General features: G+C 71.4%; 13 protein-coding genes and 1 pseudogene. 6 read left to right on the top strand and 8 right to left on the bottom strand.

Features of this window, described 5'->3' with window-relative positions:
• Nucleotides 1–1,548, bottom strand: a 1,548-nt coding sequence (locus ACWGI8_RS25480) for a FadD3 family acyl-CoA ligase (RefSeq protein WP_453664260.1), incomplete at its 3' end; no start/stop codon positions are given.
• 72 nt (nucleotides 1,549–1,620) lie between these two features.
• On the opposite strand from ACWGI8_RS25480, the gene ACWGI8_RS25475 reads away from it, so the two are divergent.
• From ACWGI8_RS25475 to ACWGI8_RS25465, 3 genes are read left to right on the top strand one after another with little or no spacing between them, the layout of a single operon-like run.
• Entirely contained in the window at nucleotides 1,621–2,778 is a 1,158-nt protein-coding gene (locus tag ACWGI8_RS25475; RefSeq protein WP_453664258.1) for a lipid-transfer protein, read from the top strand.
• 1 nt (nucleotide 2,779) lies between these two features.
• The gene (locus ACWGI8_RS25470) at nucleotides 2,780–3,211 is read left to right on the top strand and encodes a Zn-ribbon domain-containing OB-fold protein (protein WP_453664256.1); all 432 of its coding nucleotides are present in this window, start codon (nucleotides 2,780–2,782) and stop codon (nucleotides 3,209–3,211) included.
• Entirely contained in the window at nucleotides 3,208–4,050 is an 843-nt protein-coding gene (locus tag ACWGI8_RS25465) for an enoyl-CoA hydratase/isomerase family protein (RefSeq protein WP_453664255.1), read from the top strand. Before ACWGI8_RS25470 ends, ACWGI8_RS25465 begins: the two co-directional genes overlap by 4 nt.
• Before the next feature lie 4 nt (nucleotides 4,051–4,054).
• Here ACWGI8_RS25465 and ACWGI8_RS25460 read toward each other — a convergent pair whose 3' ends face one another.
• Together ACWGI8_RS25460 and ACWGI8_RS25455 are read right to left on the bottom strand one after the other, a co-directional pair.
• Nucleotides 4,055–4,624, bottom strand: coding sequence for a hypothetical protein (locus tag ACWGI8_RS25460; protein WP_453664253.1), 570 nt, complete (start codon nucleotides 4,622–4,624; stop codon nucleotides 4,055–4,057).
• A gap of 85 nt (nucleotides 4,625–4,709) precedes the next feature.
• Nucleotides 4,710–5,306, bottom strand: a complete 597-nt coding sequence (locus tag ACWGI8_RS25455; protein ID WP_453664251.1) for a hypothetical protein — start codon at nucleotides 5,304–5,306, stop codon at nucleotides 4,710–4,712.
• 112 nt (nucleotides 5,307–5,418) lie between these two features.
• Here ACWGI8_RS25455 and ACWGI8_RS25450 point away from each other — a divergent pair, with 112 nt between their 5' ends.
• Nucleotides 5,419–6,039, top strand: a complete 621-nt coding sequence (locus ACWGI8_RS25450) for a hypothetical protein (RefSeq protein ID WP_453664249.1) — start codon at nucleotides 5,419–5,421, stop codon at nucleotides 6,037–6,039.
• 176 nt (nucleotides 6,040–6,215) lie between these two features.
• Here the strand turns inward: ACWGI8_RS25450 and ACWGI8_RS25445 are convergent, their stop codons facing one another.
• Both ACWGI8_RS25445 and ACWGI8_RS25440 read right to left on the bottom strand, forming a co-directional pair.
• Nucleotides 6,216–8,636, bottom strand: coding sequence for an outer membrane protein assembly factor BamB family protein (locus ACWGI8_RS25445; protein ID WP_453664247.1), 2,421 nt, complete (start codon nucleotides 8,634–8,636; stop codon nucleotides 6,216–6,218).
• Between the two features lie 290 nt (nucleotides 8,637–8,926).
• Nucleotides 8,927–9,721: pseudogene (locus ACWGI8_RS25440) on the bottom strand (VOC family protein); the annotation flags it as partial.
• A 250-nt stretch (nucleotides 9,722–9,971) separates the two neighbouring features.
• Between ACWGI8_RS25440 and ACWGI8_RS25435 the strand changes: the two are divergent.
• Nucleotides 9,972–10,619: a TetR family transcriptional regulator gene (locus ACWGI8_RS25435; protein ID WP_453664246.1), complete on the top strand. Its 648-nt coding sequence runs from the start codon at nucleotides 9,972–9,974 to the stop codon at nucleotides 10,617–10,619.
• 193 nt (nucleotides 10,620–10,812) lie between these two features.
• Here the strand turns inward: ACWGI8_RS25435 and ACWGI8_RS25430 are convergent, their stop codons facing one another.
• From ACWGI8_RS25430 to ACWGI8_RS25420, 3 genes are all read right to left on the bottom strand, one after another.
• On the bottom strand, nucleotides 10,813–11,295 hold the full coding sequence (locus tag ACWGI8_RS25430) for a nitroreductase family deazaflavin-dependent oxidoreductase (protein WP_453664244.1): 483 nt from the start codon (nucleotides 11,293–11,295) through the stop codon (nucleotides 10,813–10,815).
• Nucleotides 11,295–12,560 (bottom strand): acyl-CoA dehydrogenase family protein, encoded by a 1,266-nt coding sequence (locus ACWGI8_RS25425; RefSeq protein ID WP_453664242.1) that lies wholly within the window; start codon nucleotides 12,558–12,560, stop codon nucleotides 11,295–11,297. The genes ACWGI8_RS25430 and ACWGI8_RS25425 overlap by 1 nt, the downstream gene beginning before the upstream one ends.
• A 108-nt stretch (nucleotides 12,561–12,668) precedes the next feature.
• Nucleotides 12,669–13,073 (bottom strand): iron chaperone, encoded by a 405-nt coding sequence (locus ACWGI8_RS25420; protein ID WP_453664240.1) that lies wholly within the window; start codon nucleotides 13,071–13,073, stop codon nucleotides 12,669–12,671.
• A gap of 48 nt (nucleotides 13,074–13,121) precedes the next feature.
• Between ACWGI8_RS25420 and ACWGI8_RS25415 the strand changes: the two genes are divergently transcribed.
• Nucleotides 13,122–14,264, top strand: a 1,143-nt coding sequence (locus tag ACWGI8_RS25415; protein WP_453664238.1) for a thiolase C-terminal domain-containing protein, incomplete at its 3' end; no start/stop codon positions are given.

The following is a 14,264-nucleotide window of genomic DNA, read 5'->3' as shown; positions in this document are numbered from 1 at the left end:
CTCCCTGAGCTCCGTCTTCAGCACCTTCCCGCTCGCGTTCCGCGGCAGTTCCGGCACGAACTCCACCTCCCGTGGCACCTTGTAGTTCGCCATCTCCCGGCGCGACCAGGCGATGAGGTCGTCCGCCGTCAGTGTCGAGTCCGGCCGCCGTACCGCGTACGCCTTGCCGACCTCGCCGAGGCGGCCGTCCGGGACGCCGATGACGGCGACGTCCGCGATGTCCGGGTGCAGACCGAGGAGTTGTTCGATCTCCGCCGGGTACGCGTTGAAGCCGCCCACGATGAACATGTCCTTGATCCGGTCGGTGATCCGGAGATTGCCGGCCGCGTCCAGGACGCCCACGTCGCCCGTGTGGAGCCAGCCGTCCGCGTCGAGGACACTGGACGTCTCGTCCGGGTCCTCGAAGTAGCCCTGCATGACGTTGTGGCCGCGGACCAGGACCTCGCCGGGTTCACCGGGGGCGGCCAGGACGCGGACCTCCGTGTCGGGGATGGCGCGGCCGGAGGTGGAGGCGATCGTCGAGGGGGCGTCGCCGCGGCGGCACATGGTGACGATGCCGGACGCCTCGGAGAGGCCGTAGGCCGTGAGCACCGTGGCTATGCGGAGTTCGTTGCGGAGGCGCTCCACCAGCTGGAGCGGGACGACGGCGGCGCCGGTGACGACGAGCCGGAGCGCGGAGAGATCGTGGGTGTCGCGTGCCGGGTGGTCCAGGAGGGACTGGTGGAGGGTGGGTGGGCCGGGGAGGACGGAGATGCGTTCGGCCGCGATGTTCGCGAGCACCGTGTCCACGTTGAACACCGGCTGCGGCACCATCGTCGCGCCCCGCATCAGGCACGCGATGATGCCCGCCTTGTAGCCGAAGGTGTGGAAGAAGGGGTTCACGATCAGGTAGCGGTCGCCCTCCCGGAGGCCCGCCAGGTCGGACCAGATCGCGTAGCAGCGCAGGGTCTGGGCGTGTGTGATCACCGCGCCCTTGGGCGCGCCCGTCGTACCCGAGGTGAAGATGATGTCCGAGAGCGCGGACGAGTCCACGGAGTCGGCACGGGAGCGCACCTCGTCGGCGGTGACGGTGTCGCCGCCCGCCAGGAAGTCCTTCCACGTCCGGTAGTCCTCCGGCGCGCTGTCCCCCAGCACCACCACCTGCTCCAGATGCGGAAGCTCCACCTCCGCGCGCCGCAGCGACGCCACGTACGACGTACCCAGGAACGTGCCCGTGATGAAGAGCAGTCTGGCGCGGGAGCGTTCCAGGACGTACGCCGCTTCCGTGCCCTTGAACCGGGTGTTCAGCGGGACGAGCACCGCGCCCGCGGACACCGCCCCGAGTGCGGAGACGATCCAGTCGAGGGTGTTCGGCGCCCAGACGGCGACGCGGTCGCCCGGCTCGACGCCTGCCGCGATGCAGGCCGCGGCCGCGCGTTCGACACGTGCGCCGAGTTCGGCGTACGAGACGCGCGCACGGCCCTCGACGACGGCCTCCCGCTCCCCGTACCGTTCCGCGGCACTCCGTACCAGCCTCGGGATGGAGCCCCACTCCAGGTCGCCGCGCATTGCTGATCCTCCCGCCGTCCGTCCCCGCCGCAGTAGCTGACTGACCGTCAGATTAGCTGTACCCTCGCCCCCATGGCGAGCCTCAAGAGCCTCAAGGACGCGACCGCGATAGCCGGGATAGGACAGACCCCCTTCGCGAAACAACTCCCCGAATCCGAGAAGACCCTGGCCTGCCGGGCCATCCTCGCCGCGCTCGACGACGCGGGGCTGGCACCCGCCGAGGTCGACGGTTTCACCTCGTACACGATGGAGGAGACCGACGAGGTCGAGGTGGCCAAGGCCATCGGTGCGGGCGATGTCACCTTCTTCAGCAAGGTGGGATACGGCGGCGGCGGCTCCTGCGCCACCCTCGCCCATCTCGCCGCCGCCATCGCGACCGGACAGGCGAGCGTGGGGGTCGCCTGGCGGTCGCGCAAACGCGGCTCCGGGCCGAGGCCCTGGAAGAACACCGCCGTTCAGCTGCCCACACCCGGCCAGTGGACCCGGCCCTTCGGGCTGCTGCGCCCCGCCGACGAGATCGGCATGCTGGCGCGGCGCTACATGCACGAGTACGGCGCCACCCGCGACCACCTCTTCAATGTCGCCCTGGCCTGCCGGAACCGCGCCAACCAGAACCCGGCCGCCATGATGTACGAGCGGCCGATGACCCGCGAGATGTACATGACCTCCCGCTGGATCAGCGAGCCCCTCTGCCTCTTCGACAACTGCCTGGAGACGGACGGCGCGCTGGCCTGCGTGCTGGTCTCCGCCGAACGCGCACGGGACCTGCGCCACAAGCCCGTGTACGTGCACTCCGTCGCCCAGGGCCTGCCCGCCCAGCACCACGGCATGGTCAACTACTGGAACGACGACCCGCTCACCGGTCCCGCCTGGACGGCCGCCCGGCAGCTGTGGAAGTCCGCCGACTTCGGACCGCAGGACGTCGACGTCGCCCAGATCTACGACGCGTTCACCCCGCTCATCCCGCTGTCGCTGGAGGGCTACGGCTTCTGCGGAAGGGGCGAAGGAGCCGCGTTCACCGAAGGGGGCGCGCTGGAGATCGGCGGCCGGCTGCCCCTCAACACCGGTGGTGGCGGGCTCAGCGAGGCGTACGTCCACGGCTTCAACCTCATCAACGAGGGTGTGAAGCAGCTGCGCGGCACGAGCACCGCGCAGGTGCCCGATGCCGCGACCTGTCTCGTCACGGCGGGCGAAGGCGTTCCCACATCGGCCGTACTGCTCAGGAGTTGAGATGCTGACACCGGTTGTCGACGAGGACGGCGCCCCCTTCTGGGAGTACACCGCCCAGCGGGAGCTGCGCATACAGGCCTGCACCGGCTGTGGCGAACTGCGGTTCCCACCCCGCCCCTGCTGCCCGCACTGCCAGTCGTTCGACAGCGAGTGGCGCCGAATGAGCGGACGCGGCCGGATCTGGTCGTACGTACTCCCGCATCCGCCGCTGCTGCCGGCGTACGCCGAGCAGGCCCCGTACAACGCGGTCGTCGTCGAGCTCGCCGAAGCCCCGCGCATCAGGCTCGTCGGGAATGTGGTGGCCGCGCCCGACGCGCCGCTGAACTCGGTCGATCCGGCGCGGCTGCGTATCGGGGCAGCGGTGAAGGTGGCCTTCACCGAGCTCGGGGACGGCGGTTTGACCGTGCCGCGCTGGCTGCTGGAGCGCTCATGAGCGCACCCCACGCACCCCACGCACCCCACGCACCCGGCGTACCCGGCGTACCCGGTGCACCCGGCACACCCGGCATCCGCGTCGAGCGGGACAAGGAGACCGGCGTCGCCGTCGTCACCCTCGACCGGCCCGCCAGGCACAACGCCATCGACCTCGCCGCGGCTCGCGAACTCTCCGCCGCGTGGCGGGAGTTCCGGTTCGACGACACCGTACGGGCCGTCGTCGTCACCGGCGCCGGCGGGAAGGCGTTCTGCACGGGCATCGACCGGTCCGTGGAGGTGCCGCAGCCGTCGTCGCCGTACTCGGTCGACGATCCGCTGATCGCGATCGGCCCGAAGGCCAACGATCTGTGGAAACCGGTGATCGCGGCGGTGCGCGGGCTTGCCTGCGGCGGGGCGTTCTACCTGCTGGGCGAGGCGGAGTTCGTGATCGCGGCCGAAGACGCGGCATTCTTCGATCCGCATACGACGTACGGCATGGTCAGCGCGTACGAGTCGGTGTACATGGCGATGCGGATGCCGTTCGGGGAGGTGGCCCGGATGGCGCTGATGGGCACGGCCGAGCGGGTCTCTGCCCGGCGGGCGTACGAGACCGGGCTGGTCAGCGAGGTGACTCCGCCCGGCGAAGAGGTCGCTGCCGCGGTGCGGTGCGCGGCGGTCATCGCGTCGTACCCGACGGAGGCGGTGCAGGGGACGGTACGGGCGGTCTGGTCGGCGAAGGAGGCGGCGCGCTCACAGGCGCTCGCGCACGCGCCTCAGCTGATCACGCTCGGCAATCTGCCGCCGCAGCGGCAGGCGGAGCTGTTCTCCGCCCGCCGCGAGGGGCACAGAGTGCGCTAGGACGTCAGGAGCTGGGCGCGCGGGTGACGTTGAGCAGTTCGCACTTGGAACCGGTACCGTCGCCGTCGAAGTAGGTCGCGAAGACGTCCAGGGTGTCGGTCGCGCCAGGCTTGACCCACGGGATCGTCGAGTTGCTGGTGCGCACCAGCGTGCCGTTCGGGTCGGTGAACTTCACCTGGAACTTGTAGTCGTTGCGCTCGTCGCCGTTGTTGGTGGCGCTGACCCGGGCGACGATGCTGCCCGACCCGTTGTAGGCGCAGGACTCGATCTTGACGTCGTCCTCGGCGCGGCCCTTGGCCTTGCTGCCTCCGCTGCTGTTGCCGGTGGTCGAGCCCGAGCTGGAGCTGCTGCTGGAGTCGCCCGTGGTGGAGCCGGTCGACGAACTGCCGTCGTAATCGCCGCTGGTGGAGCCGCTACTGCTCGAACCGCCGCTACTGCTACTGCTACTGCTACCGCCGGAGGACGAATGCGACGAGCTGTTGTCGCAGCCGCCGCCGTGGGAGCCGCGGGCTCCGGTGAGGGCGACGATGGCGATGCCGAAGACGGCGACAGCGCGGACATGACGAATCTTCACTTTGCAACCCCCGTTGAAAGTGTGTGGTGTATGACGAAGCCCGACTTGACGGGCGCACGTCACCCTAACAGTGCTGCGAGACCGCTCAGAACTCCACGCTGACGTCGCTGATCAGGCACTCGCCGACCCGCGAGGCCTCCTTCGGCGTCCTCATCGGGACCTCGACGGTGCGGCTCTCACCGGCCTTCAGGGTGACCTCCACCGTGCCGGAGTCGAGGAGTTTGCCGTAGAGGCCGCTCTGGGTCACGAAGTCCACGTCCACGTCGACGGTGTGCGCGCTCGAGTCGCGCGAGGTGAGCCGTAGGGTCGCGGCGGGCTTGTCGTTCTTGGACGTGGCCTTGGCGCCGGTGCGGCTCTTGCGCCTGCGCTGCTGCTCGGCCACGCATTCCACGATCACGACCTCCACGCCGTCGGTCGTCGAGGCCTCGGGCGTCGGCTCAGCGGTGGCCGAACTGTCCGCACCGCTCGACGAATCCGAGCCCGAGCCCGAGTCGTAGTCGGAGTCCGAGTCGTAGTCGTGGTAGCCGCCGTTGCTCTTCTTGGAGCTGGAGCAGCCGCCCCCGCCCCCGCCGCTGCTGCTCCTGCTTCCTTTGCTCTTGCCGCCGCCCTTCCCGGACGAGGACGAGGTGGAGAACCCGGTGAGCGCAAGCACCACAGCGACCAGAACCGCAGCAAATTTCACACGCCGGCGAAGCATCGCCGCCCCCCTTTGCAGACTTGATGAACGCGCGACAATTTAGCAGTCGCGAACCATGACCTGCGGGCGTACCGTCTGCTCCGAGAGGAGGCCGGCCATGGTCCGCAATGTCATCGGCTCGGTCATCGCTCTCGCCGGAGCGACGGCCGCCGTCTGGAGCCCCTTCCGTGCTTGGTACGGCGGCCGTCACGGCAGCGACTACCGGATTCAGGATCTGTTCGGGGGGATCACCGACGCGGCGGCGGGATCGGCCACGGCATCGATCTTGCTTCCGTTCGCATTCGCCGCACTGGTGACCCTGGTCGGGGTGGTGCTGCGGTCGCGGATGCTGGTGGCGCTGGCCGGGCTGATCGTCCTCGGCTTCACTGTCCTGTGGACGGTGCGCCAGGGGCAGGCCGCCGGCAGCATCACGGTCGGCGGTGCCGGCCCCGGTCTCGGTGACGGTGTCGCGGCCGCGTTCGGCGGCGGCGTCCTCCTGCTGCTGGCCGCGGCGGTGATGAGCGGACGCGCCCCGAGGGTCGAACGGGTCGAGGAACCCGGGCCCGCGTACCCGCCGCCGGCCGACGAGGCTCCCTACACCTGGACGTCCGCGCCCGATGACACCCGGCCGCTGCCGACGTACCCGACCGACCCTTCGGCCCCGCGCCGCCCGCGCCCCGACCCGTACGGAGCAGGCCCCGGCCAGGATCCGTTCCGCGACGAGGGGCAGCAGCCGTAGGACGCCTGCGGCGAGCCCTTCCCCACCTTCCCCACCCCGCCCCTTCCCGGCTGTGTCGATGTGCGACTCCGCCGCGTGGGGAGGCAAGCCCCCGGACCCGTACGGCCTTCGGCCGTGTCCTCAAGCTCCCCCAGAGCTTCGCCCGGGGGAACCCCCGGAGGGACCCCCGGACGGGCTCATTTGGAGCCCCGCCCCGTCGCCGTGCCCTTGACCGCGTCGAGCGCGTACACACAGCGGTCCTTGGAGCAGGCGTACACGACGCCGCCCTGCGCGACCGGGGAGCCGGTGATCTCGCCGCCGGTCGCGAGCTTCCAGCGGAGCTGCCCACCGCTCGCGTCCAGCGTGTACAGCACGTGGTCGGCGGAGCCGAAGTGCACCCGGCCGTCGGCGACGACGGGCGCGCCGATGACCTCGCCGCCCGCGGCGAACCGCCACTTGGGCGTGCCGGTGACCGCGTCCAGCGTGTAGAGCGCGCTGCCGCTGCCGACATGGACGTTGCCGTCGGCGACGAGGACCGGCTCGATCGACTGGCGGGACTCGGTGGCGATGCGCCAGCGGTCCTTGCCGGTCGTGGCGTCGATCGCGTACACCGTGCCGAGATAGTCGGCGAGGTAGACCCCGCCGCCGGTCACGGCGGGTCCGGGCACGTAGGCCGGCGGGGAGAGGAAGACCGCGGGCGCCTCGAAGTGCCAGCGCACATGGCCGCTCGCGGTGTCCACGCACAGGACGCGGGTGCCGGCCGCGACATACGTACAGCCGTCCGGCGCCTGGGTCACCCGGACGGGCACACCGCCGCAGGACGCGGCGTCGCCGACGGGATACGACCAGCGCTCCGAGCCGGTCCGGGCGTCGAGGGCCTGGAGCCGGGCGTTGCGCCATACGTACACGGTGTCGTCGAACAGCGCGGGCCCGGCCTCGGGGGTCTCGAAGTCGGTCTGCGCTCCGGTGAGCTCCCACAGCTTCTCGCCGCTGGAGGCCTCCCGTCCCTGGACGCCGCCGCCCCGGGTGCCGGTGACGACCGTGCCACGGGCGGCCTTGAGGGAGTACACCCAGGCGTCGGTCTGCAACCGCCACCGCTCGCCGCCGTCCGCCGCGTCCAGCGCGTAGAGCGTGGGCCCGTCGGAGCCGTGGATACGGCCGCCCGCGACGGCCATCGCCCAGGCGACGTCGCGGGTCTTGAACTGGCGGCGGCCGGTGCCCACGTCCAGGGCATGGACCTCGAAGGAGGTGACGTAGAGGAGGTCCCCGTCGACGACCGGGGTGCCCCAGACGTCGTTCGACATCCGGAACCGCCACGGCCGCCAGCGCGCCGGGCCGCCGTCCGGGGACGACGTCGGCGCGGGGACGGGCTGGGACGCGGGGGCGGGCACGGCGCTGGTGGCCGCCTCGCCGCCGGGCGGGCGGACCCAGCCGGTGGCAGGGCCGGCGCCCACGCCGACGGCACTGCGCCCCGCCGCCACTCGCGGGCCGGGACCGATCGGAACCTTGGCTCCGGCCAGCCGTACGGGCCCGTCGGGCACGGGCTGCGGGCGGGCCTGTCCGGTACGGGGGTCGTTGCCACCGCGCCAGGCCGCGTCCCAGTCGGCGCGGTCGGAGGCACGGTCAGGAGCGCGGTCGGGAGCGCGGTCGGGCCGCGGCGGCACGGGAGGCGGCTCCGGCGCACGCGCACCAGCACCAGCACCTGCGCCACCGCCGCTCGACGGACGGCCGCCGCGGCGCTGCTCGATCATCGACACGGCCCTGCCCGGCAGCCACGCCGACGCCGTACCGCTGTCATCACTGCCGGACGAGAACAGATGCGGCGCGAGCTGCGCCTGCAGATCCTCCGGAGAGGGCCGCAGCCCCGCCTCCATCTGCATACAGGACTCGATCAGCGGCCGCAGCTCGTCGGGCAGCCCCGCCAGGTCCGGGCCCTCGCGCAGCAGCATGAAGACCGTCTCGACGGGGTTCGCACCGTGGAAGGGGGCGTGCCCGGTCGCGGCGAAGACCAGTGTCGAGCCGAGCGAGAAGACATCACTCGCGCCGGTCACGCTCCGCGAGTCGCGGGCCTGCTCGGGCGACATGTAGGCGGGGGTGCCGACGGCGACGTTCGTCATGGTCAGACGGGTGTTGGAGACGCCCGACGCGATACCGAAGTCGATCACGCGCGGCCCGTCCTCGACGACGAGGACGTTCGACGGCTTCAGGTCGCGGTGGACGAGGCCCGCGCTGTGGATGGACTGCAGCGCCTCGGCGATACCGGCCGCGAGCCAGCGCACCGCCTGAGCCGGCATGGGCCCGCACTCATTCACTATTTCTTCGAGGGAGGGCGCGGGAACGTAGGCGGTGGCGAGCCACGGCACGGCGGCGCGCGGATCGGCGTCCACGACGGCCGCGGTGTAGAAACCGGAGACCGCCCGGGCGGCCTCCACCTCGCGCGTGAAACGGACGCGGAACAGCTGGTCCTCGGCGAGCTCGGTGCGCACCGTCTTGATAGCCACACGCCGGCCCGACGCCGACCGTGCGAGATAGACCAGCCCCATGCCGCCGGCTCCGAGCCGTCCCAGCACTTCGAAGGGGCCGATCCGCCTCGGGTCATGCTGCGTCAGCTGCTCCACTTCGCCTGCCACCTCCCCGTACGGGCCATGTAGGTACGGCCCCGTCGCCCCTGATTGTTCCTGCCGAAGACGACGGTTGCGAACCCGGGGGCGTTCCGGGGTGTCTCGGCTCATTTTGGGGTCGGTCCGGTGGCCCCTGCCCCTCGGCCCCGGCCCCACGTCAGGCCTCGGATTCGGCCTCCGGCCCGGGTCTTCGGCCCGGTCTTCTGTTCGGTCTCCGGCCCGGTCGCCTGCCCGGTCTCCGGCTCAGTCTCCGGCTCGGTCTGCTGTTCGGTCTGCTGCGCGGCCCCGGGCCTGGCCTCCGGCTCGGCCAGGACCGCGAAGGACGCGCCCTGGTTGTCGGTGACGACGGCCATCCGTCCGTACGGGATGTCGAAGGGTGGTGCCGTGATCCGGCCGCCGAGGCGGGTCACCGTCTCCACGGCGGCGTCGCAGTCCCCGACGGAGAAATAGATGAGGAAATGGCCGGGCATCTCGGCCGGGAACGCATCGGTGATCACGCTTCGGCCGCCGATCGCCGTCTCCTCGCCGGCCTCCGTCCCGGCGGGCGACCACATCAGATAGTCCACTGCGTCGTCGGGCAGCGGGGTGCCCTGGAAGCCGAAGACCTCCTCGTAGAAGCGGTCGACCTGCTCCTTCTCCCTCGTATAGACCTCGGTCCAGCAGAACGATCCGGGCTCGCCCTGGACCTCGAAGCCGGACTTCTCGCCCTTCTGCCAGAGCCCGAAGACCGCGCCGCCGGGGTCCGCGGCGAGTGCCATCGTGCCGGAGCGGCCCACCGGCACCGGAGCCGTGATCACCTGGCCGCCGACGTCCCTGATCTTCGTCGCGGTCCTGACGGCGTCGTCGGTGGCGAAGTAGATGCCCCAGGTGGTGGGCATGCGGCCGTCGCGCTTGGGGACGAGGGCGGCCACGAGTTTCCCGTCGAGGAAGGCCTCGGTGTAGTGGCCGTACCGCTCGGCTGCGCCCTCTTCGTACGTGCCGTACGTCCAGCCGAAGAGTTCGGCGTAGAAACGCTTGCCCGCTTCGAGATCGGGCAGCTGGGCGTCCACCCAGCACGGCATGCCCTCCGTGAATGCGGCCATGGCCTGATCCCTTCCTCAGCGCAGCACATCAAGCACAGCGCGTGAAGCACAGCACGTGAAGCACGGTCTGTGACGCCTGTCACAGTCAACCGGAACGCGGTGCGCGCTGCACGCAGAGAAGGGCTTTTCGTTGAGTTGTCCACCGAAGTTATCCACAGGCTGTTGATAACACTATTAGCCCACACGGGGGTCCCACCCCATTTGCAGTCGGCCGAATCGCGCGCCGATCACCCCTCGGTAAGCTGACGGCATGACAGGACAAGTACGCACCGTCGACGGCCGGGTTGCCGGTCGACGCGGCCAGGCGACGCGGCAGAAGCTGCTCGACTGCCTCAGCGAGATGCTCAGCTCCTCGCCGTACCGGGACGTCAAGGTCATCGACGTGGCCCGGAAGGCGGGGACTTCGCCCGCGACCTTCTACCAGTACTTCCCGGACGTCGAGGGCGCGGTCCTCGAGATCGCGGAGGAAATGGCGACCGAGGGCGCCGGGTTGACCGATCTGGTGTCCGGGCGCTCCTGGGTCGGCAAGGCCGGCTGGCAGACCGCGGAGCAGCTCGTCGAAGGATTCCTCGACTTCTGGCGCAAGCACGACGCGATTCTGCGCGTGGTGGACCTCGGCGCGGCCGAGGGCGACAAGCGCTTCTACAAGATCCGCATGAAAATCCTGAACTCGGTCACCAACTCCCTCACCGACGCCGTGAAGGAGCTCCAGTCCAAGGGCAAGGTCGACAAGGACGTGAGCCCGGCGGCGATGGCGGGCTCTCTGGTCGCGATGCTGGCGTCGGTCGCGTCGCACCAGAAGGGCTTCCAGACCTGGGGCGTCAAACAGGCCGAACTGAAGCCGAACCTGGCGCTGTTGGTGCATCTGGGCATCACGGGCAAGAAGCCCGTGAAGTAACGGGTCGGGCGCGAACACGGGCGCGCCCGCGCCAAGTCCTGTCACGCCGGCGGACGGCTCACGAGGGTGACCGTCCGTCGGCGTTCCCGTGTCCTGGGCACCTGAGCCCTGCCCGGGAGGCCCGCCCGAAGCCCTGTCCCGAAGCCCTGTCCGGGAGCCCTGTCCGGGGACTCCGCCCGGGGGCACGCCCGGCTCAGGCCTTGTCGCGGCGCGTGAGCCGGAAGAGCCGGATCTCCCGTTCCACCCGAGCCTGGTACGTCGCGTACGGCGGCCAGAACGCCAGCACCGCCCGCCAGGCCGCCTCCCGCTCCGCCCCGGCGAGAAGTTCCGCACGGACAGGAACGTCCTCACCCTTCCAGCTGACCTCCGCCTCGGGATGCTTCAGCAGATTGCCCGTCCAGGCCGGATGGCCGGGCCGGCCGAAGTTCGAGCCGATCAGGATCCACGTACCGGTCCGCTCCTCCGGCATACAGGCCAGTGGGGTACGGCGCGGCAGCCCGGATCTCGCTCCCCGGGCGGTGAGGACGACCCCCGGCAGCATCTGTGCGCTGAGCAGCACCTTTCCACGGGTGAGCCGGTGGACGGCGCGGTCCATGGCCGGGATGAAGTGCGGGGCGATCTTCGCGAAGACCCGGGTGGAGGACACCTTCTGCATCATGCGGAATCCGGGAGGCATCAGACGCCGGCCACCTCTCGGCCGCCGGGCGCGAACAGCCCCGCCGCCTCCGCCGCGCGGTCCCGCAGCCGGTGGACCGGGCCGAAGAGCAGCTCGTCGGATGCGGCCCGCTTGAAGAACAGATGCGCCTCGTGTTCCCAGGTGAAGCCGATACCGCCGTGCAGCTGGATCGCCTCACCGGTGACGACCCGCAGCGCCTCCAGGCACTGGGCGAGGGCCAGCCCGCCCTCCGACGGGTCCCAGGCCGCGTAGTACGCCGCGGAACGGGCCGACTGGACGCGTACGTACAGATCGGCGAGACGGTGCTTGACCGCCTGGAACGAGCCGATGGGCCGGCCGAACTGCTCGCGGTCCTTGACGTAGGCAACGGTCCGGTCCAGGGCGGAGGCCGCCGCGCCGACGGCTTCGGCGGCGAGCAGCGCGGCGGCGGTGCGCCCGGTGGCGGCGAGCGCGGCGGAGACGGCCACGCCGTCGCGGGCACTGGCACCGGCACCGGCACCGGCACCGGCACCGATGCGATCGCCATGACCATCGTCGTCGCCGAGCAACTCAGCGCGGGTGTCGCGGAGTTCGACACGGGCCTGTGGCCGGGTCTCGTCGAGGGCGGTCCAGCGGGTGCGCCGCAGCCCGTCCGCTTCCGCCGTACGGACGAGGAAGAGCAGCGTGCGGCCGCGCGCGAAGCCGCCGGTGTGCGCGGCGACGAGGAGCAGCCCCGCACTGTGCCCGTCCAGGACCTGCGCGGCCTCCCCGTACAGCAGCCACCCGCCGTCGCCGGCGGGCCTCGCCTGCACACCGCCGGCCCGGCCGCCCCCGGCCCACGCACCGTCCGCGTTGTCACTGGTGAGGGCGAGCGCTGTGGCGAGGCTGCCGCCGGGCACCGCGAGGGTGCCGGTGAGCGAGCCGTCCGCGAGTCGCGGCAGGAGGGCCGAACGCTGCGCGTCCGTGCCGAGCGCGCCGATCAGCGGGGCCACGAGCCCGGCAGTCGCGAACAACGGCGACGGCACGAGCGCCCACCCGAGCTCTTCGCACGCCGGCGCCAGCTCCGCGGTCCCGCACCCGACGCCCCCGTACGCCTCGGGCACCGCCAGCCCGGGCAGCCCGAGCTCGGCCGACAGCCGCGCCCACAGCCCCGGGTCGTACCCGGGTCCGTCACCGGCGGAGCCCGCCGCGGTACGTTCCGGCGGCCCGGGCGGCGCTCCCCGGGACAACGCCGCACGCAGCGTGGCGCGGATCTCGGTCTGCTCGGGCGTGAAGGCGGCGTCCATGGATGGCTCCCTCGTCATCTGACGGGCCGTCATGTTAAGCGGGAGAGCCCCAGATGCCCAGAGCCCGGCGCGCACCACCGGGACGCACCACCGGACGCACCGCGGCCGTCAGCAGACGTCGCCGGGCCCGGCGCCCTCGGTCGCCTTCAACAGGTCCCGTACGAGATCGAAGTCGACCCTCTCGACCCGGCGGAAGCGCAGGCACCCCTTGCCCATGTCCTGGCCGGCGAGCCGCTCTTCGAACGCCTCCGTGACGTCCGCACGCATCAGATAGAAGGAGATGTACTGCTTCTGGTCGGCGAAGGCGATCTCGGGCTCGCCGCCCGCACGGCGGTAGGCGGGCATGCCGTACGCCATCACCTCCTCGTAGCTCCGGAGCTCGGTGCGGCACAGCTCGCGGATGCGGACGAGCGCGGTCTGGGGGTCCCCCCACGCCGCAGGGCGTAGGGGGAGGTCGGGCCGCGCCACCTCCGCGAGATAGCCGTCGACGTCTGCGGCAGAGGATCGGACCATGCCACGAGCGTACCTCCGGGCACCCGAATCTGATGTACCGTCAGATTCATGCCCACCACTCAGCGCAGCCCTCGCAAGGTCGCCATCGTCGGCATATCCCTCTCGGACTGCGGCCGCGTCGACGGCCTCACCCCCTACGCCCTGCACGGCCAGGCCGCCCGTCGCGCCCTCGCCGACTCCGGGCTCGACCGCTCGGTCGTCGACGGCCTCGCCTCGGCCGGCCTCGGCACGTTCGCCCCTGTCGAGGTCGCCGAATACCTGGGACTCAGGCCCCGGTGGGTGGATTCCACCGCCGTCGGCGGCGCCACCTGGGAGGTCATGGCCGCGCACGCCGCGGACGCCATAGCCGCGGGCCACGCCAACGCCGTCCTGCTCGTCTACGGCTCGACTGCCCGCGCCGACATCCGCGCCGGGCGCCGCACCTCCAACCTCTCCTTCGGCGCGCGCGGGCCGCTGCAGTTCGAGGCGCCGTACGGGCACACCCTGATCGCCAAGTACGCGATGGCCGCCCGCCGCCATATGCACGAGTACGGCACGACGGCGGCGCAGCTCGCCGAGGTCGCCGTCCAGGCGCGGGCGAACGCCTCGCACAACCCCGACGCGATGTTCCGCGACCCGGTCACGGTGGACGACGTCCTCGCGGGGCCGATGATCGCCGACCCGTTCACCAAGCTGCACTGCTGCATCCGCAGCGACGGCGGCTGCGCGGTGCTGCTGGCGGCCGAGGAGTACGTACCGGACACGGCGAAGGCCCCGGTGTGGGTTCTCGGCACGGGCGAGCACGTCTCGCACACCACGATGTCGGAGTGGGAGGACTTCACGGTCTCCCCCGCCGCCGTCTCGGGGCGGCTGGCGTTCGAGCGGGCGGGGGTCCGGCCACAGGACATCGACATCGCCGAGATCTACGACGCGTTCACCTACATGACGCTCGTGACCCTGGAGGACCTCGGCTTCTGCGCGAAGGGTGAGGGCGGGGCGTTCGTCGAGAAGGGGCGGCTGCGGCTGGACGGGGAGCTGCCGGTGAACACCGACGGCGGGGGCCTGTCCGCCTGCCATCCGGGGATGCGGGGGCTGTTCCTGCTGGTGGAGGCGGTGCGGCAGTTGCGCGGCGAGGCGGGCGGACATCAGGTGCGACGGGCGGACGGAAGCGTTCCCGAGCTGGCGGTGGCATCGGGTACGGGGGGCTGGTTC

The sequence above is a fragment of the Streptomyces sp. NPDC054841 genome (assembly GCF_053611045.1).
This window is presented reverse-complemented; position numbering and strand designations above follow the sequence as displayed.

Excerpts from the sequence above, each read along its gene's own strand:
- ACWGI8_RS25430 (WP_453664244.1), bottom strand. The coding sequence starts at position 11,295 with ATGCCTCCCGGATTCCGCATGATGCAGAAGGTGTCCTCCACCCGGGTC.
- ACWGI8_RS25425 (WP_453664242.1), bottom strand. The coding sequence starts at position 12,560 with ATGGACGCCGCCTTCACGCCCGAGCAGACCGAGATCCGCGCCACGCTG.
- ACWGI8_RS25465 (WP_453664255.1), top strand. The coding sequence starts at position 3,208 with ATGAGCGCACCCCACGCACCCCACGCACCCCACGCACCCGGCGTACCC.
- ACWGI8_RS25475 (WP_453664258.1), top strand. The coding sequence starts at position 1,621 with ATGGCGAGCCTCAAGAGCCTCAAGGACGCGACCGCGATAGCCGGGATA.
- ACWGI8_RS25420 (WP_453664240.1), bottom strand. The coding sequence starts at position 13,073 with ATGGTCCGATCCTCTGCCGCAGACGTCGACGGCTATCTCGCGGAGGTG.
- ACWGI8_RS25435 (WP_453664246.1), top strand. The coding sequence starts at position 9,972 with ATGACAGGACAAGTACGCACCGTCGACGGCCGGGTTGCCGGTCGACGC.
- ACWGI8_RS25450 (WP_453664249.1), top strand. The coding sequence starts at position 5,419 with ATGGTCCGCAATGTCATCGGCTCGGTCATCGCTCTCGCCGGAGCGACG.
- ACWGI8_RS25470 (WP_453664256.1), top strand. The coding sequence starts at position 2,780 with ATGCTGACACCGGTTGTCGACGAGGACGGCGCCCCCTTCTGGGAGTAC.